This window comes from Lentzea sp. NPDC102401 (assembly GCF_044765805.1).
GTDB lineage: Bacteria > Actinomycetota > Actinomycetes > Mycobacteriales > Pseudonocardiaceae > Lentzea > Lentzea sokolovensis.
In genome coordinates this window covers 743,087-768,092 of the sequence record NZ_JBIWKS010000001.1, presented here as the reverse complement: position 1 = coordinate 768,092, position 25,006 = coordinate 743,087, and the positions used below count along the sequence as shown (strand labels likewise).

The following is a 25,006-nucleotide window of genomic DNA, read 5'->3' as shown; positions in this document are numbered from 1 at the left end:
TGGACGGTCTCCCGCCGTGCGGGCACGGCTCGGTGACCGGGTGTTCCGGCGGGTGGCTGGTTCTCCGCGTGCGGCGGTGGGCCGGCAGCGCCGGGATGGATCCGTGAGTGACCGGCAGGGTCGCGCTCACGGCGTCAGGTGCCTGCGTTCGGTGGCGGACATGCGTCCCTCCCTCGATGCCTCGCTGCACCGGATTCAGTGCGACACATCACACTGACAATCGAGAAGGTTGTAGCACACATCGAGAAGACGGGTCCAGGTCAGCCGAACACGCGGCGCTGGATCTCCCGCCGGTAGTCCTCGAGGGTCCGGTCCACGTGCACGGCGGCCGCGTCGGCGGCGGCGTCGGGGTCGCCCCGCCGGATCGCCTGGTAGAGCGCGGCGTGCTCCTCGACCGCCTCGGCGGTGTGGCTGCCCACCGTGCCGTGCATCCCGATGATGTTGGACTGGCGCTGCAGGCGGCGCGCCTCGCGCACCGCGGCCACGAGGAACTGGTTGTGCGAGGCGGACGCGACGGCCAGGTGGAAGTCCTCGTCGCCCCGGTCGAACAGCGAGGCCTCACCGGTGAGGTGACCCTGCCGGCACACTTCGGCGGCGGCCTCGATGGTGTGCAGTTCAGCGGGGGTGGCGCGGGTCGCGGCGTACCTCGCGGCCGCGGTCTCCTGGACCCGGCGGAACTCGAAGAGCATGTACACGTGGTCGAGGTCGGTGGGCAGGAAGAAGCCGCCCCAGCGGGACGCGCCGAGCATCCCCTCGTCGTCGGCCACGTAGAGCCCGCGGCCCTTGTGCGCGCGCACCCTGCCGAGCGCCGAGAGGATCTTCACGGCCTCTCGCACGACGGTCCGGCTGGTCCCCATCCGGCCGGCCAGCTCGTTCTCCGTCGGCATGCGGTCGCCGGGACGCAGCTCCAGCTCGGCGATGAGCTCCAGGATCTTCTCCGCCACGATCTCGTAGCCGGGCCGGTAGGCGGGCGGTGCGAACGTGGCATCTGCGTCCACCGGCCGGCTCCTTCATGAGTACGACTTTTTCTCCGTCGAACGAGGATACATGCGGAATCGAACGTGCAGGGCAACCCGTCGAACACGGCATCATCGCTGCCCAGGGCCATGATCGTGCACGCGATCGACGGCCAAGATAAGCATGCTCATCTTCTTGACGTCGACTTGTTCAGGCTGCCATGGTCCACCGGGCACGGGTGACACACGACGTAGTGGAGCAGCCGATGAGTCGTCGCTGGAAGCGCTTACCGCCTTGCGGTTGCTGATGTCGCTCCTGCTCGCCACATCCCTGGCGATCGTCACCCAGGCCACCGCGCAGGCCTCCACGAGCCAGTTCCGGGGCGTGAACTGGGCCGACCAGCGGGACAACTTCGTCAACGGCGTGCTGTACCCGTCCGGGCTCAGCGCGTCGGACACCTACTCCTCGGCGGCCGTCGTCGCGGACCGCGTGGTGGGTCAGCTGTATTCGCTCACCGGCGCCAACACCGTGCGGATCCCGATCAACGAGCCGACCGTCACGAACTACTGGGGCACCTACACCGGCGCGATCGACACCGCGCTCGGCAAAGGCAACGTGATCTTCGCGTACTGGGCTTACACCGGTGGCAGGCCGCAGAACCAGGCCGCCTTCGAGAGGATGTGGGACACCGTCATCGCCAAGTACGGCTCCCACCCCAACGCCTACTTCGAGGTCATCAACGAGCCGCACGGCTACAGCACGAACGACCTCAACAACATGTACAACTCCTGGCTGGCCAGGTATTCGTCCGTCCCGCGCGGCAGGGTGGTCCTCGACGGCGCGGGCCTCGCCCAGAACGTTCCCGCGGTCGGCGGCGACAGCAGGCTGAACGGCACCCTGCTCGCCGTGCACGACTACTCGTTCTTCGCCGGGTTCGAGAGCGAAACCCAGTGGGCGGACCACATCGCGAGTTACATCGGCGCCTACGCGAGCCGCACCATCGCCACCGAGTGGGGTGGCGCGATGGGGCCGGGCACCAAGAACGGCGTCTACTTCGACGCGGTCGACTACAGCGTCCCGAGCGGGTCGTACATGGCCGACTACATCCGTGGGGTCAGCTCGAAACTGCGCAGCCTCGGGATGGGTGGCGTGTACTGGCCCGGCCTGCGCGATGGCGACTGGTACAGCCTGACCACCAGGAGCGGCAGCGGTTCCGGCACGACGCTGTCGCTGACGAACCGCTCGGGACTGCAACGGCTGCGCTACTCCTGGGGCCTGGGCGACGCCGGCACCGAGGTCGCCGGGATCCGCAACGTCGGAACGGGCTGGTACGTCGACGGTCTCGGCAGGACCACCGAGTCCCCGGCAGGACAGGGAACCGGCGGTGCGAGCCCCGGCCAGCGGTGGGTCGTCGAGAACTCCGGCGCCTACGTCCGGATCAGGAACGCGACCACCGGCCTGTACCTCGACGGCCTGGGTCGCACGGCCAACGGCTCCGACGCGGTCCAGCGTGCCGGCAACACCGCCACCAGTCAGCAGTGGACGGTGGTGACCGGCACCAGCAGGGGCAACGACGTGCGCATCAGGAACCGCGCCACCGGCCTGTACCTGGACGGAATGGGACGTGCGTCGACCTCAGCGAACCTCGGCCAGTGGAGTGACAGCAACAGCGTCAACCAGCAGTGGCGGATCGTCGCGGCGGGCTGACCGTGCCTCAGGCGAGTGAGCAGGCGTGCCCGTTGAGGGTGAAGGCACGAGGCGTGGTGCTGGCACCGGACGCGGTGAAGCCCAGCAGCAACGACTCTCCGGCGGGGATCGCGACGTTGTACGGCACGGCGGTGGCGGAGATGTCCCTGCCCGACTGCTTAGGCGTCGCGTTCCACATCTCGTTCACCGTCTGCGTGCCGGCGAACGTCCACTGCAACGTCCAGCCGTTGATCTCCGCGGCACCGGTGTTGCGCAGCGTGACGTCGGTGCGGAACCCGCCGGGCCAGGTGTGGGTGACGACGTAGGCGACCGAACACCCGGTCACCGGCTTCGGCGCCTGTGGGGCGGGCGTGGACGGTGCGGTGGGCGCGGGGGCCGCGGTGGCACTGGGAGCGACGCAGGGCGGTCCCCACTGCCCGAGCCGCTTGGAGGTCGCGGACGCCTCCGCCTCCTTCATCGCGCGGTCGTCGGGGTTCTCGTTGCGCGCCATGCCCATCTCGACGGCGAGCAGCGCGTAGTCGGTGCCGTCCGCGAGGCGCAGCGACACCACGGGTTCGCCGTCCGGAGTCCGTTCGACAGGCTTTTCGAGCAGCATCGTCTTCGCGAACGTCGTGGACGCCTCGGTCCAGCACGCGTCCGGCACGGCGAGTCCCTTGACGCGCACCTCCTCACCGTCGGAGAGCCGCACGGTCCGCACGTCCACGACGGTCTGGACGGTCGAGGAGTACGCGGTCTTGAGCGGAGGCTCGATGATCGAGGGGAACGCGGGCGGCGTGGAGGTGGCGGCCGGTGGTGCCGGCTCCCCGCCGCAGCCGGCGACTCCGATCATCAGTACCACGGCGATCGCCGGCCACCTGCCAGGTCTGGTCCCCGGAGTGGTCCGCGCGGCGCCTCGTGATCGTGTCATTGTTCCTCTGCCAGGATGCGGCGAACACCGAGAGGAGTTCGCCCGAACGGTCGATGTGATCCCGGGAGGCTACGACCTTTCGGCGGAGCACGGAAGATCTTTCGCAGCAGTGAAGAGTGTTCTTCGACGCTTTCGAGTCGAATTTCTGTCGAACGCGCGGCTCACCAGAAAAATGGTGAACAACGTTTCCGGCTTTTTTCGGCGACCGCGGGCTCAGCGGGCGGCGGTGCTCCCGCGATCGGTGAGCAGCGGCTGGAGGAGACGGACCTCCGGCGCGAGTTCGCGGCCCAGGCGGGCCATCACCATCTCGACGGCGATCGCGCCCAGTTCCTGTGCGGGAACGGCGATCGAGGTGAGCGGGACGGGCAGGTTCTCCGCGACGTCGTCGGGGCACAGCGTGATCACCGACAGGTCGCGGGGGACGTCCAGCGACCGTCGCCTCAGTTCGAGCAGCAACGGGCCCAGCACCGCCTCGTTGTGCACCACCAGCCCGGTGGTGCCGCGGTCCGGGTGCAGCACGTCGTCCAGGCACTCGGACACCGCGTCGAAACCGGCCGCGCACGAGTGGACCGAGGCGAGCAGACCGCGTTTGGTGGTCTCGCCCTGGAACCCGGACAGCAGCCGCGCGGCGTAGCTCGTGCCGCGCTCGTAGACCGAGGGAGGCGAGCCGATCAGCGCGATCGAGCGGTGGCCGCGTTCCGCCAGATGGCTCGCCATCTGCCGGCCCGCGGTGGCGAAGTCGAGGTCGACGCAGCTCAGACCCTCGTGGTCGTCGGGCATGCCGAGCAGGACCACCGGCGCGTCGACGTCGCGCAGTTCCGGAACGCGGGGATCCGCGCTCTCGACGTCCATCACGACGATCGCGTCCGCCATGGACCGCGCGATGACGCGGTGGGCCTCGCCGGGACCCGCCTCCTTGGTCAGCAGCAGCACGTCGTAGTCGTGGTCACGGGCGCGCGCCACGATCGACGACACGAACCGCATGATGATCGGCATGTTCTGGTCGGAGTGCAGTGGCACGACCAGGCCGACCACGCGCGACCGGTTCGAGGCGAGCGCCCGCGCACCGGCGTTCGGGTGGTAGCCCAGGGTCACGATGCTCTGCTCGACGCGGCGCTTGGTCTCCTCGGAGATGCTGCGCTTGCCGCTGAGCACGTACGAGACCGTGCTCATCGAGACGCCGGCGTGGTGGGCGACCTCCTTGATCGTGATCATGCCCGCCCTTCGGGTCGCGCCGGTTCGCCGCGAGCATCGTAGTGCGTGGGACCGATGTGGTCGAACAGCTGTCGAACGTCGGCACGACAATCGTCGAACTCGTCGAACAGGTGCACTGTGCTTGACGTGCGGGTTTCGCCTGTGTCACATTCTGAAACCACGTTCGAAGCGCTTCGATTCAATTCTGCTCGGGCGCTGCGGGACCGGAGGTGTCGGCGTGGTCACCATTGTGGACGTGGCGAGGCACGCGGGTGTCGCGCCCAGCACGGTTTCCTACGTGCTGACCGGCAAACGCCCGGTTTCGGCCGAAACCCGAATGCGGGTGGGGGAGAGCATTCGGCTGCTCGGCTACCAGCCGCACGCGGGGGCGAAGGCGCTGGCCGGCAGCCGGACGAACGTGCTGGCCCTCGTCCTGCCGCTGCGCGAGGGCGTGCACCTGCCGGTGGTGATGCGGTTCGCCTCCTCGGTCGTGACCACCGCCCGCGAGCACGACATGGACGTGCTGCTGGTGACCGCGGACGAGGGCGCCGCCGGCCTGCGCCGAGTCGCCGGCACCGCCAGGGTGGACGGGTTCCTCGTGATGGACGTGGGGCTGGAGGACGAGCGCGTGCCGGTGCTGCGCGAACTCGGCCGCCCGGCCGTCCTGCTCGGACATCCCACCGTGGCGAACGGCCTGACCTGCGTCGACCTGGACTTCGAGGCGGCCGGCGCGCGGTGCGTCGACCACCTCGTCGAACTCGGGCACCGCACCATCGGCTTCCTCGGGGCACCGGGAGCGGTCTACGCGCGCAACACGGGGTTCGCGCAGCGCACGCTCGCGGGGTTCAGTGCCGCGGCCATGCGGCGCGGTGTCGCGTCGACCGCCCTGCCCGCCGAACGGCACCGTGACGCCGTGCGCGCCGTGGTCGGGACGCTGCTCAGAGAGCTGACGCGGATGACCGCGCTGGTCGTGCACAACGAGGCGGTGCTGGGCCTGGTCGTGGAGTGCCTGCGCGCCGAGGGGCGCCGCGTGCCGGAGGACGTCGCCGTGGTCGCGATCTGCCCGGACGAACTGGCCGAACAGCTGCGGCTGACCTCGGTGCGGCTGCCCGCCGACGTGCTGGGGCGGCGCGCGGTCGAGCTGCTGATGGCCAAGCTGAACGGGCAGCAACCCCCGGCGCTCACGTTGCTGCCGCCGAAGCTGTTCAGCCGGACGGGATGAGGCGTGAATGGGATTCGTCGCGCACCTGTCCGTGAATCCTCATCGAATTTTTTCGCTCGGTTGCGTTCGATGATTTCGATGTTAGGTTGAATTCAGCGAATCGCTTCGGCTTCTCGGGCGGCGCGAATTCCGTTCAATGGTGTGCGGAAGGGAAAATCGAAGATGAAAATCGTGCGTGCATTTGTCGTCGTGATGGCGGCTGCCCTGACGGTCTCCCTGGGGGCCGGCACCGCGTCCGCCGCGACCTGGAGTTCCTCCGACAGGTGGGGGACGTGGTCGAACGGCGGCTACACGGTCCGCAACAACATCTGGGGCAACGGGTACGGGCCGCAGACGATCTGGGCCAACTCCTACAGCAACTGGGGCGTCTGGGCGAACCACCCCAACACCGGCGGGATCAAGGCCTACCCGCACTCCGAACGGCAGGTGAACCGGCGGCTCAGCTCGCTCGGGAACCTGTCGAGCAGCTTCAACGTCTCCTATCCGAACTCCGGCGCCTACACGACCGCCTACGACATCTGGGCCGACAACAACGCCTACGAGATCATGCTGTGGATGAACAAGGTCGGCCCCGTCGGCCCGATCGGGGCGCGCGAGACGACGGTGTCGGTCGGCGGCCACACCTGGGACGTCCACCGCGGCTCGAACGGGTCGAACCAGGTGTTCTCGTTCGTCCGCACGTCCAACACCGGGTCCGGCACGGTCAACGTCAAGGCGGTCATGGACTGGATCCGCAACCGCGGCTGGTTCGGTGACGTCACCGTCGGTTCCGTCCAGTTCGGCTACGAGATCACGTCGTCCAGCGGCGGCCTGAACTTCACCACCAACAGCTACTCCGTCTCCTTCGGCTGACGCCGGACAGAGGGGATCACGGCGTCAGGGCCCGGTCGCGCAGCCACTCCAGCTGCGCGACCGGGTTGGACCCGTACCCGCCACCGTGGTCGGCGAACGGCCACACGGTCATGGTCCGGTCCTCGCCCGCGTAGTGGTTGAACGCGGCATACACAGTGGACGGTGGGCAGACCGGGTCCATCAGCCCGACGCTGAACAACGCCGGCGCCGTCGCCCGCCCCGCGAAGTGGACACCGTCGAAGTAGGACAGCGTGCCGAAGGCCGGCTCCACCCCGTGCCTGCTGTGCCAGCGCAGGTACTCCGCGATCTCCACGTACGGGCCCTCGCCCGCCATCTCTGCCGCCCGCCGGTAGTGGCACAGGAACGGCACGTCCGGCAGTGCGGCCGCGACGCGGTCCCGCGCCAGCCCGGCGACGGCGATGCTCAGCCCTCCGCCCTGGCTGCCGCCCGCGACGACCACCCGTTCCGGATCCAGCCCGGGGAGGTGCCCGACCGCGTCCACCGCGCGGACGCAGTCGGTGACGAGACGCCGGTAGTAGTAGTCGTCCGGTGAGTCGATGCCGCTGGTCATGAAGCCCTTGACCCACTGGGTGCCCCCGCGCGCCACGCGGTCCGGGGTGTCGTGACCCTGACCGCGGCTGTCGACCACGAGCTGGGCGTACCCCGCGGCGGACCACAGCAGGTGGTCGGTGGGCAGGCCGCGACCGCAGCTGTAGCCCAGGTACGTGACGACGACGGGCAACGGGCCGTGGCTGCCGCGCGGGCGCAGCAGCCAGGCGGCCACCGGGTCGCCGCCGAAGCCGGGAAAGCGGACGTCGGCGACCTCGACGGTGCGCAGCAGGTGCCGGTCGGTGACCTCGGTGGTCTCCACCGCGCCACCGGCCGCGCGGGCCTCGGTGAGGGTCCGCTCCCAGAACTCGTCGAAGTCCGGTGGTGCCTGCATCTCCGGGCGGTAGACGACGAGTTCGTCGAGCGGGGCGTCCGTCAGCGGCACTGGGGCTCCTTCAGGCGGGTCGGCGTGCGGGTCTCATTCTGCGGCGGAGAAGCGGAAGGACGTGAGCCGGAAGGAGCCGTGCAAGACCACGCGCAGGTCGTGGACCCCGGTCACCGCCGACGGCAGCACCGCGGAGACGGTCGTCCACTCGTAACGGCCTCCGGTGGCCGGCACCGGGAGCTCCGCCAGCACTCCCTCGTCCGTCCTGAACTCCAGTCGTGCCAAGGGGTTCTCCGAGGAGACCTCGGCCTCGACGCGGAGCGCGCCGGACAGGTCGGTCCGCCCGAACCACAGGGTGGCCGGCCGGTCGGCGTCGGTGGGCGTGATCGCGTCACCGGTCACGCGCGTGGCGTCGACCAGGGTCGCGTTGTCGTGGTCGTCGAAGTCGGCGGCGAGACGACGGCTCACGCCCGCACGGGGTGAGGGAGCCGGTCCTGCGACCGTGAGCGGGGCGGTGAGCACGACGTCCCCGGCCGACCGGGCGACGAGGACCTCGTAGGCGCCGGGATCCACCGCGAACGCACCGGTCGCGACGTCCCAGTGGGCGAGCTCGTCCACGGGCAGCCGGAAGGACAGGACCCGGCTCTCACCGGGAGCCAGCGTGACCTTGCGGAAGTCGGCGAGCCGCAGCAGCGGGGCCTCGTACCGCGCGTGCAGCGCGCGGACGTAGAGCTGGACGACGTCGCTGCCGGTCCTGGCTCCGGTGTTGGCCAGCGTCACCGAGAGGTCGATCGCGCTGTCCCGGGTGGCGGTGCCCGACGACAGGATCAGGTCGCGGTGGGCGAAGCCGGTGTAGGAGAGGCCGTGGCCGAAGGGGTACAGCGGTGCGGCGCGGTGGTACTGGTAGGTCCAGCCCGCCTTGATGATGTCGTAGTCGAGCGGGTGCGGCAGCGCGTCGTCGCCGCGGTACCAGGTCTGCGGCAGGCGTCCGGCGGGTTCGGCCTCGCCGAGCAGGACGGCGGCCAGCGCCCGGCCGGTCTCCTGCCCGCCGTGGGACGTCCACACCACGGCGGGCAGGTGCTCGTCCGCCCAGTCCAGGGCGTAGGGGTAGCTGCTCATCACGACCAGCGCCGTGTCCGGCCGGACTCCCGCGACCGCGCGCAGCAGCGCGTCCTGGGCGGCCGGGAGCGCGATTCCCGCGCGGTCCTCGGTCTCCCGGCCGTGGATCAGCGGGTGGTTGCCGAGGACGACCACCGCGACGTCCGCCGACAGCGCGGCGGCCAGTGCCTCCGCGGTGCCGTCGCGCAGGACCTCGCGCTCCCAGCGCTCGGCGGCGTCGGCGGTCTCCGCGGTGACGGTCACCGTGCCGTCGACTGGATCGACGACGGCGTACCGGCCCGTGAGCACGTTCTGCAGCAACACCGAGTCTTCGTCCGGTACGAGGCGGAACGTCTCGCGGACGTCCCAGCTCTTGATCAGCTCCTGGTCGGCGGCCAGGGAGATGTCCTGGAGGCTGAGGTAGCGCCCGGACTCCGCCGACCGCAGCGTCAGCACCCCGCCGCCCCAGTCGACGACGTCGAACGGCGTCTTGCCCAGCACCTCGCCGCTGGTGCGCGACCGCAGCGCGATCCGGTCCGAGCCGTCCGCGACGACCACCTCGCCGCCTTCGCCCAGCACGGACCGGAGTCCACTCGCGACGGTCACCTGGTACGGAAGCGTGCCGCTGTACCAGTCCTCGCACACCATGTCGGCGAGCGGACCGATCACGGCGATCCGCGACGTGCTGCCCGCGTCGAGCGGGAGCAGTCCTTCGTTGCGCAGCAGCACGATCGACTCGGTCGCGGACCGCAGCGCGAGGGCGCGGTGCTCGGCGCAGCCGATGACCTCGGGGCCGATGGTGGCGTACGGGTCGAGATCGGGGTCGAACTCGCCGAGGCGGAAGCGGATCTCCAGCTGCCGGCGCACGGCGCGATCCACGTCCTCCTCGTCGATCAGGCCGCGCTCCAACGCCTCGCGGAGCCTGCCGATCGGGACGGCCCAGTCCTCGCCGTGATCGGTGAAGCTGTCGATGCCCGCCTTGAGCGCGGCGGCGTGGGACTCGGCGTGGTCGTCGAAGTAGTGCTCCGGGTCCACGAGGTTGGACGGCGCCTCCGCGTCGCTGACCACGAACAGCTCGTGCCCGGTCGGCTCGGCCCAGCGGCGCAGTTCCGTCCCGATGAGCGGCGTGACGTGGCACGGGCGGCCGTTGACCAGGTTGTAGCCGGCCATGGCGCCGGTGGCGGCGCCCGAGGCGACCACGGGGCGGAAGGCCGCGAGGTCGTACTCCTGCAGCACGCGCGGACGCAGGCCGGAGGAGGTGACGCAGCGGTCGTCCTCGTTGTTGTAGGCCAGGAAGTGCTTGAGCACCGGGGCCGCGCGCAGGAACCGGTGGTGGTCGCCCGTCAGGCCGCGGCAGAACGCCGTGCCGATCCGCGCGGTGTGCACCGGGTCCTCGGAGTAGCCCTCCTCGTTGCGGCCCCAGCGGGGGTCGCGCAGCAGGTTCAGCACCGGGGCCCACGCCTGCAGGCTGTTCCTACCCGTGCCGATGGCCGTGGGGCGGTGGTAGTGGAACGCCCTCAGCTCGACCGAGGTGGCCTCGGCGACGCGGCGCACCAGTTCCTCGTCCCAGGTCGCGCCCAGCCCGACCGCCTGGGGGAAGACCGTGGCGGGGCCCAGCCACGCGACGCCGTGCAGCGCCTCCGACCCGGTGCGGAACACGTCCACGCCGAGGCGGGGCACGGCTGGCGAGTACTGGTGCAGCATCGCGATCCGCTCGTCGAGCGTGAGCCGCGCCAGGAGATCGTCGATGCGCTTGCGCGTCGGCAGCGCGGAGTCGCGGAAAGGCAGCCGATCAACGGCGGGCACGGACTCGGAAACCACGTGGTAACCCCTCAGCTCAGAGCTAGCGTTGAAGCGTTTCGACGGTGTCACGCAGAGGTTTCTGCTGTCAACGGTCTTGTCTGATGCGACCTGCGTCACTAACCTCCCCGACATCTGTTTAAGCGCTTCGACACTTCGACGATGAAGGATCGGTCCCGCCATGGGCAACCAGTTGAACCGCAGAAGCTTCCTCAACGCCGCCGTCTCGGCAGCAGGGCTCGTCGCGATGGGACCGCTGCTGTCCGCCTGCGGCAGTGGCCCGGCGCAGCGGGCCGGAGTGGGTTCCGAAGAGGCGCTCAAGGCCGTGTTGCCGGCCTACGTGCCGAACACGTCGATCAAACCGGACATCCCGTCCATCGCGGGCGGCCCCGACGTGATGACGAACCCCGGCTTCCTCAGCTACCCGGCGAACCGGGTCGCCACCGTGTCCGGCCTCCCGGGCAAGGGCGGGAAGTACTCGGCGGTCACGCCGCTGTGGGGGACCATCCCGCCCGCCGGCAACGCGTTCTACGCGGCCATGAACAAGGCTCTGGGCGTCCAGCTGGAGATGAAGCCGGCGGACGGCAACAACTACAACACCATCATCCCGACGATGACCGCCTCGAAGCGGCTGCCGGACTGGATCCAGCTGCCGACCTGGTGGAACTCCCAGATGAACGTCGGCGGGCTGGTGGGGAACCAGCTCGCTGACCTGACGCCCCACCTGTCCGGCGACAACATCAAGAAGTACCCCAACCTCGCGGCCATCCCGACCGCCGCGTGGCGCACCGGCGCCTGGGGCGAGAAGCTCTACGGGATCCCCTCGTTCGCCACCGGCTTCCAGATCGCGGGCACCCTCTACTATCGCCGCGACGTCTTCGACGCCAGGGGGATCACCGCCGATCAGGTGAAGTCCGCCGACGACCTGATGAGGCTCGGCAAGGAGCTGACCGACGCCAAGAACGGCGTGTGGGCCTTCGACGACGTCTACCGCTACCTCTACACCTCCTTCGGCGCGCCGCTGAAGTGGCGGGTGGACAACGGAAAGCTGGTCCACCTGTACGAGACCGAGGAGTTCTACGCGGCGCTCGACTGGAACAACAGGCTCGCCGCCGCCGGCTACGTGCACCCCGACGCGCTGGCGGGCGACAACGCCAACGGCAACACGCGGTTCTACGGCGGGAAGACGCTGATCTCCAGCGGTGGCACGGGAGCGTGGAACCTCGCCGACCTCCAGTCCGGCAAGGCGGCCGACCCGAAGTACCGGCGCGGGGCGTTCAACATCATCGCCGCCGACGGCAAGAGCACGCCGCGGGTCGACATGGGCGCGGGCGCCAGCATCATGAGCTACCTCAACATCAACCTGAAGCCCGAACAGATCGAGGAGTGCCTGGCCGTCGCGAACTACCTCGCCGCGCCGTTCGGCTCCGCCGAGTTCACGATGGTCAACTTCGGCGTCGAGGGCACCCACTTCACCATGGTCGACGGCGTGCCGACGGCCACCGAGGCCGGCAAGAAGGAGGTCCAGGCGCAGACCTACCCGTTCCTGGCCTCGCCCGCCGCCGAGGTCAGCAGCCCCGGCGCCGACTTCGTCACCAGGGACTACTGCGCCTGGCAGGCCGCGAACGTGAAGACGCTGGCCAAGCCGGTCTTCTGGAACATGAACATCACCATGCCCCAGGCGCAGGCCACGGCGGACGCCGCTCAGCAGGTCGAGGACGCGATGAGGGACTGCATCCACGGCAAGAAGTCGGTGGCCGAGGTGAAGGACGCCGTGGCGAGCTGGAAGACTAGCGGTGGCGGGGACAAGCTCATCCAGTGGACGAACGACAACGTCCTGCAGAAGCACGGCACCGGGCAGTGACCACGGCGACCCCGACGCGGCCGGAGGGCGGGACGCGGGCGGCGCGACAGAACTGGCGGGTGAGGCTGCGCCGCGACCGGTCGCTGATCCTGATGACGCTGCCCGCCGTCGTCCTGCTGCTGGTGTTCAACTACGTCCCGCTGTTCGGGCTCGTCACCGCGTTCCAGGAGTACGACCCGCTGGCCGGGATCTGGTACAGCACGTGGGCGGGTCTCGACCAGTTCCAGCGGCTGTTCGGTGACGCGAACTTCTGGAACGCGGTGCAGAACACACTGTACCTGAGCTTCGTGCAGCTGATCCTGTTCTTCCCGGTGCCGATCGCGCTGGCCCTGCTGCTCAACTCGGTGCTGTCGCTGAGGATCCGCAACTTCATCCAGTCGGTCGTCTACCTGCCGCACTTCTTCTCGTGGGTGCTGGCCATCACGATCTTCCAGCAGATGCTCGGCGGCGCGGGCGCGCTCAACCACTTCCTGCGCAACAACGACATCGGTACCTGGGACGTCATGACGAACCCGGACACCTTCGCGCTGCTGGTCTCCGCCCAGGTGATCTGGAAGGAGGCGGGCTGGGGGATCATCGTCTTCCTGGCCGCGCTCGCCGCCGTCAACACCGACCTCTACGAGGCCGCGGCGGCGGACGGAGCCGGGCGGTGGCGGCGGTTGTGGCACATCACCCTGCCGGGCCTGCGCGGCGTCATCGTGCTGATGCTGGTGCTGCGCCTGGGAAACGCGCTGACCGTCGGCTTCGAGCAGTTCCTGATCCAGCGCAACGCCGTGGGCTACGACACGGCGGACGTGCTGGACACCTTCTCGTTCTACTACGGCATCGCGACCGGTGACTACAGCTACGGCGCGGCGGCGGGTCTGTTCAAGAGCGTGATCTCGCTGTTGCTCATCTGGGGTGCGAACAAGCTGGCGCACACCTTCGGCGAAGACGGGTTGTATCGGAGGTGACCGACATGCTCACGATCGAACGCACGTCCGAGGTCGCGACAACGCTTGCGCCGCAGCCGGTGCGCAAGAAGAAGCGGAGCACGCGGCCGGCGTGGGAGGAACCGCCGACGATCGCCGGCGAGGCCGCCAAGGGCATCACCCTCGGCGGCGTGCTGCTGGTGATGCTGGTGCCGTTGTGGATCATCGTGGTGACCAGCCTGTCCACCCAGGGCGCGGTCAACCGCGCCGGTGGTCTCGTGATCTGGCCGGACGGGCTGACCTTCGAGGCCTACCGGGTGATGCTGGAGGACACCACGGTGCGCACCGCGCTGCTGGTGAGCCTCGGCATCACCGCGGCCGGCACCGCCGTGTCGATGGCGGTCTCGGTCATGTGCGCCTACGGCCTGTCCCGGTCGCGGTCGTTCGCGCACCGCTTCCTGCTGACCCTGTTGATCGTCACGATGTTCGTCAACGGCGGCCTGATCCCGACCTTCCTGGTCGTCACCGGGCTGGGCGGCTACGGCCAGTGGTGGTCGCTGATCCTGCCGAGCGCGATCTCCGTCTTCAACATCCTGATCCTGCGGTCGTTCTACTCCAGCACCTCGGCCGACCTGATCGAGGCGGCGCGGATCGACGGCGCGGGGGACTGGCGGATCCTGTGGTCCATCGTGCTGCCGACCTCGCGGGCGGTGACCGCGGTGATGGCGCTCTTCTACGGCGTCGGCTACTGGAACTCCTTCTTCAACGTCATGTTGTACATGCCGACGGACAGCGAGAAGTGGCCGCTGCAGTACGTGCTGTACACGTACGTCAACCGGGGCAACGGCATGCCGGGCTCGGTGAACTCGGGCTTCGGCACGGCGTTCTCCCAGACCGCGCCGCTGTCGCTGCAGATGGCCGTGGTGGTGCTGACTCTTGTGCCGTTGCTCATCGTTTATCCGTTCGTGCAGAAGCACTTCCGCACGGGCGTCCTGACCGGCGCGATCAAGGGCTGAACAGTCATGGTGACCATTGCCGACGTGGCCAGGCACGCGGGCGTGTCGTCCAGCACGGTGAGCTACGTGCTCAGCGGCAAGCGCGCGATCTCCGAGGAGACCCGCCGCCGGGTGCGCAGTTCCGTGCAGGTGCTCGGGTACCACCCCAACGCCGGTGCGCGTGCGCTGGCCGCGCGGCGGTCGCACATCATCGCGTTGATGGTGCCGTTGCGCACCGACGTCTACGTCCCGGTCATGATGGAGATCGCGATCGCGGTGACCACGGCGGCCCGTCAGCACGGGTACGACGTCCTGCTGATCACCAACGACGAGGGGCCGGACGGGGTCCGCAGGATCGCGGCCAGCGGTCTGGCGGACGGCCTGATCCTGATGGACGTCGAGCTCGACGACGAACGCATCCCGGTGCTGCGCGCGCAGGGCACCCAGGCCACGCTCATCGGGCTGGCCGACGACGCGCGCGGAGTGTCCTGTGTGGACCACGACTTCGTGGCGGCCGGGGCGTTGTGCGCGGACCACCTCGCCGATCTCGGTCACCGCGAGATCGCGTTCATCGGCTACGGGTCCGGGGTCTACCACCGGCACGCCGGGTACGCCGAGCGCACGCTCGCCGGGTTCCGCGACCGGGCGGGGGAGCGTGGCCTGCGCTTCCTGCACCGGACCTGCGAGGGCACCTACGAGAGCACCGCGGGCACCCTCGCCCGCGTGCTCGCCGACCGTCCCGGCACCACCGGGTTCGTGGTGCAGAACGAGGGCGCGATCGGCCCGTTGCTCACCCTGCTGCGCACCAGCGGGCGGACGGTTCCCGAGGACGTCTCGGTGATCGCGTTGTGCCAGGACCAGCTCGCCGAGCAGTTCGCGCCGAGGCTCACGGCGGTGACCGGGTCCGCGCAGGAGCTCGGCCGGGTCGCCGTGGAGCAGATCGTCTGCAGGCTCGCCGCGGCGAGCGACGGCGGCCGCCCCGACGACGACCGGGCTCTGCTCACCCCGACCTTGACCGTGCGCGAGAGCACGGGACCCGCGCCACTGCTTCCCTGACCTTCTCCCCGCACTCATCCAGGAACGTGAGGAGCTTCCGCATGCCCCAGCACTTCCGAGACCTCGGCACCGCGCTCGAATGGCGGGCCAGGGGCGAGACGCTCCGAGTCGAGGCGTGGGGCTCCGACGCGGTCCGCGTGCGCGCCACCCCCGCCGGTCCGCTGCTCGACGACCTCCCCGGCGCGTTGCTCGGCACGCCACCGGACGGCGGCCCGGTGGAGATCAAGATCTCCGAACACCACGCCACGCTCGTGCACGGCGCGCTCACCGTCCGGATCGACGCCGGCACCGAAGGCGCCTTGACCCCGGAACTGGGGGCGCTCGCGGGAAGTCTGACGTTCAGCAGGACCGAGGACGGCACCGAGCTGCTCGCGGAGGAAGCGGCCCACTTCTGGTGGCCGGGGCCGCGTCTGGCCACCGCGACCGGCAACGGCCATCACCGGCTGGAGCAGCGTTTCCGCGCCTATCAGGGGGAACGGCTCTACGGCCTCGGCCAGCACACCCACGGCATGCTCGACCAGAAGGGCGCGGTCATCGACCTCGTCCAGCGCAACGCCGAGGTCACCATCCCGTTGCTGGTCTCCGACCGAGGCTACGGCCTGCTGTGGAACTCGCCCGCGATCGGGCGGGTGGAACTCGCGGAGACCGGCACGCGCTGGGTGTCCGACAGCGCCCGCCAGATCGACTACTGGTTCACGGCGGGCAAGCCCGCCGAGGTGCTGAGCCGCTACGCGGACGTGACCGGGCATTCGCCGGAGCTTCCCGAGTGGGCTTCCGGTTTCTGGCAGTGCAAGCTGCGCTACCGCACCCAGGAGGAACTGCTCGGCGTCGCCCGCGAGTACAAGCGGCGCGGGCTGCCGTTGTCCGTGATCGTCTGCGACTTCTTCCACTGGACCCACCTCGGCGAGTGGAAGTTCGACCTCACCGAGTGGCCCGACCCCGCGGCGATGGTCCGCGAGCTGGACGAGATGGGCGTCAAGCTGATGGTCTCGGTCTGGCCCTCGGTCAGCCCGGCCAGCGAGAACTACCACCCCATGCTGAACCAGGGCCTGTTCGCCGGCACCGAGTTCGGGCCGATGGCGCACGCCGACTGGCCGGACAAGGGGCTCGGCGCCTACTCCGCCCAGGTCGCCTTCTACGACGCCACCAACCCCGAGGCACGCGAGTACGTCTGGGAACGGATCCGGCGCGGCTACCACGACCTCGGCATCTCCGTGTTCTGGCTGGACGCAGGCGAACCCGAGCTCAAACCCGGCCACCAGTACAACCTGCGCTACCACGCGGGTCCCGGTCTGGAGGTCGGCAACCTCTACCCGCGCGAGAACGCCAGGACCGTCCACGAAGGACTGACCGCGGCGGGGGAGACCGAGATCATCTCGCTCAACCGCTCCTCGTGGGCGGGCGCGCAGCGGTACGGCGCCGCGCTGTGGTCCGGCGACATCGGCACGGACTTCGCCACGCTGCGCACCCAGATCAAGGCCGGGCTGAACGTCATGATGTCCGGCATCCCCTGGTGGACGACGGACATCGGCGGCTTCCACGGCGGCGATCCCGACGACCCCGCCTACCGCGAGGTCCTCGTGCGCTGGTTCCAGTACGGCACCTTCTGCCCGCTGTTCCGCCTGCACGGCTTCCGCGGCGACGAGCAGGTGCTGGAGCCCGCGATGACGGGGCTGGCCAACGAGGTCTGGTCGTACGGCGAGGAGGCGTACGAGATCCTCGCCGGACACCTGCGACTGCGGGAACGCCTGCGCCCCTACGTGATGGAGCAGATGCGCACCGCCTCCGAGACCGGTGTGCCGCCGATGCGGCCGGTGTTCCTGGTGTTCCCGGACGACCCGGCGGCGTGGCGGGTCGAGGACGCGTTCCTGCTCGGCCCCGACCTGCTCGTGGCCCCGATCACCGAGGCGGGCGCCCGCGAGCGCGACGTCCACCTGCCCGCCGGCGCGCGGTGGACCGACGCGTGGACCGGCGAGGAGCACGACGGCGGGCGGACGGTCACCGTCGCCGCGCCGCTCGACCGCATCCCGCTGTTCCTGCGCGACGACGCCCGGCTGCCCGTGCGGGAGGAGGCGTGATCGCGAACCGGCTGGGCGGCCTGGCCTTCGGCGGCGACTACAACCCGGAGCAGTGGGACGAGCGGGTGTGGAAGGAGGACGACGAGCTGATGCGCGAGGCCAGGGTCAACCTGGCCACCGTCGGCGTCTTCTCCTGGGCACTGCTCGAACCGGAGGAAGGCCGCTACGACTTCGCGTGGCTCGACGCGCACCTGGACCGCCTGCACGCCAACGGGGTCGCGGTCGACCTGGCCACGCCGACCGCCTCGCCGCCACCGTGGTTCACGCTGGCCCACCCGGACGCCATGCCGGTCACCCGTGAGGGCACCAGGCTGGTCCACGGCAGCCGTGACACCTACTGCGTCAGCGCCCCGGCCTACCGCGCGGCGGCCCGGCGCATCGCCTCCGCGCTCGCGCAACGCTACGGCGACCATCCCGCGGTCGCGTTGTGGCACGTGCACAACGAGTACGTGACGTTGTGCTGGTGCGAGCACACCGCCGCCGCGTTCCGGGTCTGGCTGCGCGCCCGGCACGGTTCGTTGGACGCGCTCAACGAGGCGTGGGGGACGGCGTTCTGGAGCCAGCGGTACGGCAGCTGGGAGCAGGTCCTGCCGCCGCGCGCCACCCAGTGGCACCGCAACCCCGGTCTCACGCTGGACTTCAGCCGGTTCTTCTCCGACGAGGTGGTCGCCGCCTACACCGAGCAGCGGGACGCGATCCGCGCGCACAGCGACCGGCCGGTGACGACGAACATGATGCAGCCCGGCTACCAGAACGTGGACCTGTGGGCGCTGAGCCGCGAGGTGGACCTGGTCGCGATCGACCACTACCCGGACCGGCCGGGTCTCGACGCGGCGGCGGACGTCGCGTTCGCCGCGGACCGGGCGCGCTCGTTCGGCGGCGGCAGGCCGTGGCTGCTGATGGAACAGGGCACCAGCACGGTTTACGACCAGGGCCGGACTTTGGCCAAGGACCCCGGCGAGATCCTGCGGCACTCGCTCGGCCACATCGCGCGCGGCTCGGACGGGGCTCTGTTCTTCCAGTGGCGCCAGTCGAAGGCGGGCGCCGAGCAGTGGCACTCGGCGATGGTCCCGCACGCCGGTCCCGACAGCCGTGTCTTCGCCGAGGTGAAGGCGACGGGCGAGGCCGTGTCCCGGCTCGGCGAACTCGCGGGCTCGACCGTGACCGCCGACGTGGCCGTGCTGCACGACTCGGACGCCTGGTGGGCGTTGAACTCGGACGGCCTGCCTTCGTCCGAACTTGGCTACCACTCGGCACTGCGCGACGCGCACCGGGCGTTGTGGGACAACGGCGTCGTCACCGACTTCGCGCACCCGGAGGCGGACCTGAGCCGGTACCGGCTGGTCGTCGCCCCTGCGCTGTACCTGCTCTCCGACGCGGGCGCGGAGAACCTGCGCCGCTACGTCGTCAACGGTGGAACGTTGCTGGTCCAGTACTTCAGCGGGGTTGTCGACAGCCGCGCGCACGCCCGGCTCGGCGGCTGTCCGGCCGCCCCGCTGCGCGAGGCGCTGGGCATCCGGGTCGAGGAGTACCGGCCACTGCGGCACGACGAACGGATCGTCCTCTCGGACTCCTCGCACGGCACGGTCTGGAGCGAGTCGGTGCGGGCACAGGGCGCGGAGACGGTCGCCGCGTACACCCACGGCGCGCTCGCCGGCTCTCCCGCGCTGACCCGGAACCGTTGTGGCGCGGGCGATGCCTGGTACCTGTCGACGCGGCTCGACGCCGCGGAGTACACGGCACTGCTGTCCCGGCTGCTGGACTCCGCCGGGGCCTGCCCGGTCCTGCCGGGCCTGCCGTCCGGCGTCGAAGTCGTTGTCCGCCAGGGCGAGGACGGCCGCCGCTGGCACTTCGTGCTCAACCACCGCGCCGAACCCGTGTCCCTGCCCGATGCCGCCCACGACGTGCTGACGGGCGGACCGGTGCGGGAGCTGCCAGCCGGCGGGTGCGCTGTGCTGACAGGAGCCGGCCGGTGACGATCCCCGTGATCCCGGGAATGCACCCCGACCCGAGCGTGTGCCGGGTGGAGGAGGACTACTACCTGGTGTGCTCCAGCTTCGAGTACTTCCCCGGCATCCCGGTCTTCCACAGCCGGGACCTGAAGAGCTGGACCCAGATCGGCAACGCCCTGGAGCGCCGGAGCCAACTGCGCCTGACCGCGGAAACGCCGTCGTCGGCGGGGATCTACGCGCCGACGCTGCGCCACCACGACGGCCGGTTCTGGCTGATCGTCACGAGCGTGAGCCACGGCGGCGGCAACATGGTGTTCACCGCCACCGATCCGGCAGGGCCGTGGTCCGACCCGGTCCCGCTGCCCGGCGTCGGCGGCATCGACCCGGACCTGACCTGGGACGAAGAGGGCAACTGCTGGTGCACGGTCGCCGGGGTGCGGCAGTACCGCGTCGACCCGGCCACCGGCGAGACGTTCGGTGAGCCGCGACGGTTGTGGTCCGGCACCCCCGGCGCCAAGGCACCGGAAGCGCCGCACCTGTACCGGATCGGCGACCACTGGTACCTGCTGATCGCCGAGGGCGGAACCGAACGCGGCCACGGCGTCTCCATCGCCCGCGCCTCGACGCCGGACGGCCCGTTCGAGCCGTGCCCCGCCAACCCGATCCTGAGCCACCGCGGCACCGACGAGCGCGTCCAGAACACCGGGCACGCCGATCTGGTGCAGGCGCCGGACGGTGCGTGGTGGATGGTGCTGCTCGGCGTGCGGCCCGGCGGCGGCACCCCCGGCTGGCACGTGCTCGGCCGGGAGACGTTCCTGGCACCGGTGACCTGGGTCGACGGCTGGCCGGTGGTCGGGGAGCTGACGCCGGGCGCACCCGGTTCCCCCGCGCCAGAAAGGGACGACTTCGACCTCACCGAGCTGCGGCCGTGCTGGGTCTCCCTGCGCGACCGCTCCGAGCAGCACTGCACCACCAAGGAACGCCAGGGCTGGCTCACGCTGCGCGCCCGCGGGTCCGGAATGGACGATCCCGCCGTCGTGTTCGCCGGGCGGCGCCAGCAACACCTGTCCTGCCTCGCCCGCACGCTGCTGGACCCGTCGGAGGGCCGTGGCGGCCTGGCGGTCCGGCTCGACGAGGAACACCACTACGAGATCGAGGTCGCGTACGAGGAGGTGCGGGTCCTCGCCCGCATCGGACCGGTGAGCACCGTCGTCGCCTCCCGGCCGGTGCCGGAGGGGCCGGTGGTCCTGGTCGTGCGCGTGGAGGAGGTCAGGGACCTGCGGGACGCGCGTTCCGGGCCCGACACCCTGTCGTTCGGCGTGGAGGAACCCGGCGGCTCCTTCACCGCACTCGCCACGCTCGACGGCAAGTACCTCTCGACCGAGGTCGCCGGTGGGTTCACCGGCCGCGTCATCGGCCTGTACGCCGCCGCGGGCACCGTCCACTTCGACTGGTTCGAGTACCAGCGGCTCGACTGAATGCGAGGGTTCATGAACGGATCACGCAGGGCAGTGCTCGGCGCGGTGGTGGCCCTGGTGGCCACCGTCGTGCCGGCGACGGCGTCCGCGGCCGCCGAGAACGGTTGCGAGATCACCTATGCGGTGAAAGGCGAGTGGCAGGGCGGCTTCGTCGCCGACGTCGCCGTGACCAACCGCGGCGCGGCACTCGACGGCTGGAAGTTGAGCTGGGAGTGGCCGTCCGGCCAGCAGGCGGGCCACGGCTGGAACGCGAAGATCACCGAGTCCGGTCAGCAGGTCACGGCCGAGAACACCGGCTACAACGCGAAGATCGCGACGAACGCGACGGTGAAGTTCGGCTTCAACGGCACCTGGGAGGAGGCCAACACCGCGCCGTTGTCGTTCTCCCTCAACGGAGTCACGTGCGTCCACGGCGGCCCGCGCCTGAGCGCGACGCAGCACACCGCGGCGATGCAGCCGGGATGGAACCTGGGCAACACACTCGACTCGACGGGCGGCGACGAGACGTCGTGGGGCAACCCGCGCATCACGGAAGCCCTGCTGGACAACGTGAAGGCGCAGGGCTTCAAGAGCGTGCGCCTGCCCGTCACGTGGAGTGCGCACCTGGGGCCTGACCACGTGATCGAGCCGGCGTACCTCGCCCGCGTCAAGGAGGTCGTGCGCTGGGCGCTGGCCCGCGACCTGTACGTGATGGTCAACATCCACCACGACTCGTGGCAGTGGATCTGGACCATGCCGGCGGAGCACGACGACGTGCTCGCCCGGTTCAACGCGATCTGGACGCAGCTGACGGGCGCCTTCGCGGAGTTCGGGCCCAAGCTGACGTTCGAGAGCTGGAACGAGCCGCAGTTCACCGGGAGCACCGGCAAGCCGCAGGAGATCGCGCTCAACAGCGAGCTCAACGCGTCGTTCCACGACATCGTGCGGCGGTCGGGCGGCAACAACGCCACCCGCCTGCTGGTCCTGCCCACCCTGCACACCTCGTCCGAGCAGACCTACATCGATCCGCTGGTGGAGCAGATCCGCGGGTTCGCCGACCCCAACCTGATCGCGACCGTGCACTACTACGGCTACTGGCCGTTCAGCGTCAACGTCGCCGGCGGCACGCGCTACGACGCGACCGCGCAGAAGGACCTGACCGACATGTTCGACCGCGTGCACGACAGCTTCGTCGCGCGCGGCATCCCGGTGATCATCGGCGAGTACGGCCTGCTCGGCTTCGATCGGCACACCGGCACCATCGAACAGGGCGAGAAGCTCAAGTTCTTCGAGCACCTCGGCTACTACGCGCGCACCAAGAAGGTCACCACCATGTTGTGGGACAACGGCCAGCACCTGAACCGCACCTCGGGGCAGTGGAACGATCCCGAGCTCTACGCGCAGATCAGGTCGAGCTGGACGACCCGCTCCGGCACCGCCTACACCGACCAGGTGTTCAACGAGAAGTCGAGCCCCATCACGGCCAAGACCATCGCGCTCAACCTCAACGGCACGAAGTTCACCGACCTCTACCACGGCTCCACGAAGCTGACGCGCGGCCGTGACTACACGATCTCGGGCGACCAACTCACCCTGACCGCGCCGGCGTTGACGAGGCTGAGCGGTTCCCGGGGCTACGGCACGAACGCGGTGCTGACGGCCCGCTTCTCACAAGGCGTGCCGTGGCGGCTCCACGTCATCACCTACGACACCCCGGTGCTGTCCAACACCTCCGGGACGACGGAGAAGTTCGAGATCCCGACGGCCTTCCGCGGTGACCAGCTCGCCACCATGGAGGCCAAGTACGACGACGGCACCAACGCGGGACCGAACGACTGGACGTCATTCAAGGAGTACGACCGGACCTTCCTGCCCAACTACACCGACGGGCGCACGACCCTGACGCCGGACTTCTTCGCCGCTGTCCGGGAGAACGCGCGGGTGACGCTGACGTTCCACTACTGGAGCGGCCTCAAGGTCACCTACTTCGTCGTCAGGTCAGGCAGCTCGGTGACCGGCACGACGGCCTGAGCTCGTGGCGAAGGCGTCGAACGAGATCGTTCTCCCGTTCGACGCCGTTCGACACTACCGTTGACCTCCAACGAGGTTCCGTGTTCGCCGCAGCCATCCACAGTGGACTCAAGGAGCACAGGGTGTACCGGTTCACACCGGCGGCAGCCGCCGTCCTCACCGCCGCGCTGACCGCGGCGGTCACGATCAGCAGCGCCCCGCAGGCCGGAGCCGCCGCGGGCTGCCGGGTCTCCTACCAGGTGACCCACGAGTGGCAGGGCGGCTTCAGCGCGGACGTGAACGTCACGAACCTCGGCGATCCGGTCACCGGCTGGCAGCTGGCGTGGTCGTTCGGCGCCGGCCAGACGGTCGGCCAGCTCTGGAACGGCAAGGTGCGCCAGTCCGGCGCGCAGGTCACCGTCGACGACGCGGGGTACAACGGCTCGCTCGGCACCGGCACCAGCGCAGGGTTCGGTTTCATCGGCACCACGAACGGCTCCGGCAATCCCGTGCCCGCCGGCTTCACGCTCAACGGCACGGCGTGCACGGGAACGGCGCCCGCACCGGACCCGCTGGACCAGGCGCACACCGCGGGCCGGGTCACCGCGTCCGGGCAGTACACCTGGCCCGGGGTCTACTTCGAGGGCCGGTTCCGGGGCACCGGCGTCGGGATCGTCCTCAACGACTCGGTGAACGACTACGACGTGCAGATCGACGGCGCGACCGTCGCGTCGCTGGTGATGCCGGGCAGGACCACGCACTGGGTCCGCGACCTGAGCAACACCGAGCACCGCGTGCGCCTGGTCAAGCGGACCGAGAGCACCTGGGCGGCGGGGGAGTTCGGCGGCTTCGTCGCCGCGAACGGCGGGGCGATACTCGCCAAGCCGGCCGCACGGACCCGGCAGATCGAGTTCATCGGCGACTCCCTGACCGCGGGCTACGGCAACCTCTCGACCACCCGTGACTGCTCCGCGAACGGCGGCGTCACCCGCAACACCAACACCGACATCAGCTTCGGGGCGCTCGCCGCGAAGACGCTGAACGCCGACTACCAGGTCAACGCGTTCTCCGGCCGCGGCATGGTGCGCAACTACAACGGCGGCGAGCCCGGCACCAGCTACCGCACCTACTACGACCGGGCGTTGCTGCACGTCGACGGCGACGTGTGGCGCAACCCCGGCACGTGGCGCCCGCAGCTGGTCGTGGTCGGCCTGGGCACCAACGACTTCTCCACCGCCCTCAACCCCGGTGAGCAGTGGCCGACGCAGGACAGCCTGGTCACCGCGTACAAGTCCGCGTACCAGGGCTTCCTCGACAAGTTGCGCACCCGGTACGGCCCGGCCACGACGATCGTCGTGAGCGTCCCCGAGGCCTCCGGCACGTTCGCCGACGCCGTCCGCCAGGTCGTGCAGGACCGCAACAGCCAGGGCGACAGCCGGGTCCGCCACTGGAACTACAGCGACCCGGCGCTGGACCGCCTCGGGTGCGACTGGCACTTCTCGGCGCGCGACCACCGGCTGATCGCGGGGAAGCTCGGCGACTACCTCGCCACGCTTCCCCTGGCCTGGTGACGCCTACTTCGGGTCGAGCACGAACAGCGGGATCAGCCGGTCGGTCTTCTCCTGGTACTCGGCGTAGTTGGGGAAGGCCGCGACGGCCCGTTCCCACCACTCGGCCCGTTCGGCGCCGTCGACCTCACGGGCGACGTAGTCCTTCACCTCGGTGCCGTCCTGAAGGGTGATCTCCGGGTGGGCCTTGATGTTGAAGTACCAGGTGGGGTGCTCCGGCGCGCCGCCCTTGGACGCGACGACCGCGTAGCTGCCGTCGTGCTCCACGCGCATGACCGGGGTGTAGCGCAGGGCGCCGCTCTTCGCGCCGCGCACGGTCAGCAGCACGATCGGCCTGCCGACGACCTTGATGCCCTCGGTCGTCCCGGTCTCGAGGATCTGCTTCGTCTGGTTCTGGACCCACTCGGTCGGGCTGAGCTTCACATCTGCCATGTCTTCGATCAA

Annotated in this window: 18 protein-coding genes; 12 read left to right on the top strand and 6 right to left on the bottom strand. The window is 69.9% G+C overall.

Annotated elements, in window-relative coordinates:
- Positions 1 to 260: 260 nt before the first annotated feature.
- On the bottom strand, positions 261 to 998 hold the full coding sequence (locus tag ACIRG5_RS03415; RefSeq protein ID WP_402899451.1) for a FadR/GntR family transcriptional regulator: 738 nt from the start codon (positions 996 to 998) through the stop codon (positions 261 to 263).
- A 265-nt stretch (positions 999 to 1,263) separates the two neighbouring features.
- Between ACIRG5_RS03415 and ACIRG5_RS03410 the strand changes: the two genes are divergently transcribed.
- Positions 1,264 to 2,664: an RICIN domain-containing protein gene (locus ACIRG5_RS03410; protein WP_402900885.1), complete on the top strand. Its 1,401-nt coding sequence runs from the start codon at positions 1,264 to 1,266 to the stop codon at positions 2,662 to 2,664.
- A gap of 7 nt (positions 2,665 to 2,671) precedes the next feature.
- On the opposite strand, the gene ACIRG5_RS03405 is transcribed toward ACIRG5_RS03410, so the two are convergent.
- Both ACIRG5_RS03405 and ACIRG5_RS03400 read right to left on the bottom strand, forming a co-directional pair.
- The gene (locus ACIRG5_RS03405; RefSeq protein ID WP_402899448.1) at positions 2,672 to 3,493 is read right to left on the bottom strand and encodes a cellulose binding domain-containing protein; all 822 of its coding nucleotides are present in this window, start codon (positions 3,491 to 3,493) and stop codon (positions 2,672 to 2,674) included.
- A gap of 291 nt (positions 3,494 to 3,784) precedes the next feature.
- Positions 3,785 to 4,786 carry a LacI family DNA-binding transcriptional regulator gene (locus tag ACIRG5_RS03400; protein ID WP_402899445.1) on the bottom strand — a complete coding sequence of 334 codons (1,002 nt, stop codon included), beginning with the start codon at positions 4,784 to 4,786 and terminating at the stop codon, positions 3,785 to 3,787.
- Positions 4,787 to 5,003: 217 nt separating this feature from the next.
- Between ACIRG5_RS03400 and ACIRG5_RS03395 the strand changes: the two genes are divergently transcribed.
- Together ACIRG5_RS03395 and ACIRG5_RS03390 are read left to right on the top strand one after the other, a co-directional pair.
- Positions 5,004 to 5,987 carry a LacI family DNA-binding transcriptional regulator gene (locus tag ACIRG5_RS03395; RefSeq protein ID WP_402899442.1) on the top strand — a complete coding sequence of 328 codons (984 nt, stop codon included), beginning with the start codon at positions 5,004 to 5,006 and terminating at the stop codon, positions 5,985 to 5,987.
- A 162-nt stretch (positions 5,988 to 6,149) separates the two neighbouring features.
- The gene (locus ACIRG5_RS03390) at positions 6,150 to 6,839 is read left to right on the top strand and encodes a hypothetical protein (protein ID WP_402899439.1); all 690 of its coding nucleotides are present in this window, start codon (positions 6,150 to 6,152) and stop codon (positions 6,837 to 6,839) included.
- A gap of 16 nt (positions 6,840 to 6,855) precedes the next feature.
- Here the strand turns inward: ACIRG5_RS03390 and ACIRG5_RS03385 are convergent, their stop codons facing one another.
- Entirely contained in the window at positions 6,856 to 7,833 is a 978-nt protein-coding gene (locus tag ACIRG5_RS03385) for an acetylxylan esterase (protein ID WP_402899436.1), read from the bottom strand.
- 33 nt (positions 7,834 to 7,866) lie between these two features.
- On the bottom strand, positions 7,867 to 10,692 hold the full coding sequence (locus ACIRG5_RS03380) for a glycoside hydrolase family 3 C-terminal domain-containing protein (RefSeq protein WP_402899433.1): 2,826 nt from the start codon (positions 10,690 to 10,692) through the stop codon (positions 7,867 to 7,869).
- A 160-nt stretch (positions 10,693 to 10,852) separates the two neighbouring features.
- Here ACIRG5_RS03380 and ACIRG5_RS03375 point away from each other — a divergent pair, with 160 nt between their 5' ends.
- From ACIRG5_RS03375 to ACIRG5_RS03335, 9 genes are all read left to right on the top strand, one after another.
- Positions 10,853 to 12,535: a hypothetical protein gene (locus ACIRG5_RS03375; RefSeq protein ID WP_402899430.1), complete on the top strand. Its 1,683-nt coding sequence runs from the start codon at positions 10,853 to 10,855 to the stop codon at positions 12,533 to 12,535.
- Complete coding sequence (locus tag ACIRG5_RS03370; protein ID WP_402899427.1) at positions 12,532 to 13,488, top strand: ABC transporter permease; 957 nt, start codon at positions 12,532 to 12,534, stop codon at positions 13,486 to 13,488. Before ACIRG5_RS03375 ends, ACIRG5_RS03370 begins: the two co-directional genes overlap by 4 nt.
- 5 nt (positions 13,489 to 13,493) lie before the next feature.
- Positions 13,494 to 14,462, top strand: coding sequence for a carbohydrate ABC transporter permease (locus ACIRG5_RS03365; protein WP_402899424.1), 969 nt, complete (start codon positions 13,494 to 13,496; stop codon positions 14,460 to 14,462).
- A gap of 6 nt (positions 14,463 to 14,468) precedes the next feature.
- Positions 14,469 to 15,497: a LacI family DNA-binding transcriptional regulator gene (locus ACIRG5_RS03360; protein ID WP_402899422.1), complete on the top strand. Its 1,029-nt coding sequence runs from the start codon at positions 14,469 to 14,471 to the stop codon at positions 15,495 to 15,497.
- A 41-nt stretch (positions 15,498 to 15,538) separates the two neighbouring features.
- Positions 15,539 to 17,575 (top strand): TIM-barrel domain-containing protein, encoded by a 2,037-nt coding sequence (locus ACIRG5_RS03355; RefSeq protein ID WP_402899419.1) that lies wholly within the window; start codon positions 15,539 to 15,541, stop codon positions 17,573 to 17,575.
- Positions 17,572 to 19,551, top strand: coding sequence for a beta-galactosidase (locus ACIRG5_RS03350; RefSeq protein WP_402899417.1), 1,980 nt, complete (start codon positions 17,572 to 17,574; stop codon positions 19,549 to 19,551). Before ACIRG5_RS03355 ends, ACIRG5_RS03350 begins: the two co-directional genes overlap by 4 nt.
- Positions 19,548 to 21,005: a glycoside hydrolase family 43 protein gene (locus tag ACIRG5_RS03345; protein ID WP_402899414.1), complete on the top strand. Its 1,458-nt coding sequence runs from the start codon at positions 19,548 to 19,550 to the stop codon at positions 21,003 to 21,005. The genes ACIRG5_RS03350 and ACIRG5_RS03345 overlap by 4 nt, the downstream gene beginning before the upstream one ends.
- Before the next feature lie 12 nt (positions 21,006 to 21,017).
- Positions 21,018 to 23,015, top strand: coding sequence for a cellulase family glycosylhydrolase (locus ACIRG5_RS03340; RefSeq protein ID WP_402899411.1), 1,998 nt, complete (start codon positions 21,018 to 21,020; stop codon positions 23,013 to 23,015).
- Positions 23,016 to 23,137: 122 nt separating this feature from the next.
- Positions 23,138 to 24,565, top strand: a complete 1,428-nt coding sequence (locus tag ACIRG5_RS03335; protein WP_402899408.1) for a cellulose binding domain-containing protein — start codon at positions 23,138 to 23,140, stop codon at positions 24,563 to 24,565.
- Between the two features lie 3 nt (positions 24,566 to 24,568).
- Here the strand turns inward: ACIRG5_RS03335 and ACIRG5_RS03330 are convergent, their stop codons facing one another.
- Positions 24,569 to 24,994, bottom strand: coding sequence for a nitroreductase family deazaflavin-dependent oxidoreductase (locus ACIRG5_RS03330; protein WP_402899405.1), 426 nt, complete (start codon positions 24,992 to 24,994; stop codon positions 24,569 to 24,571).
- Positions 24,995 to 25,006: the final 12 nt, after the last annotated feature.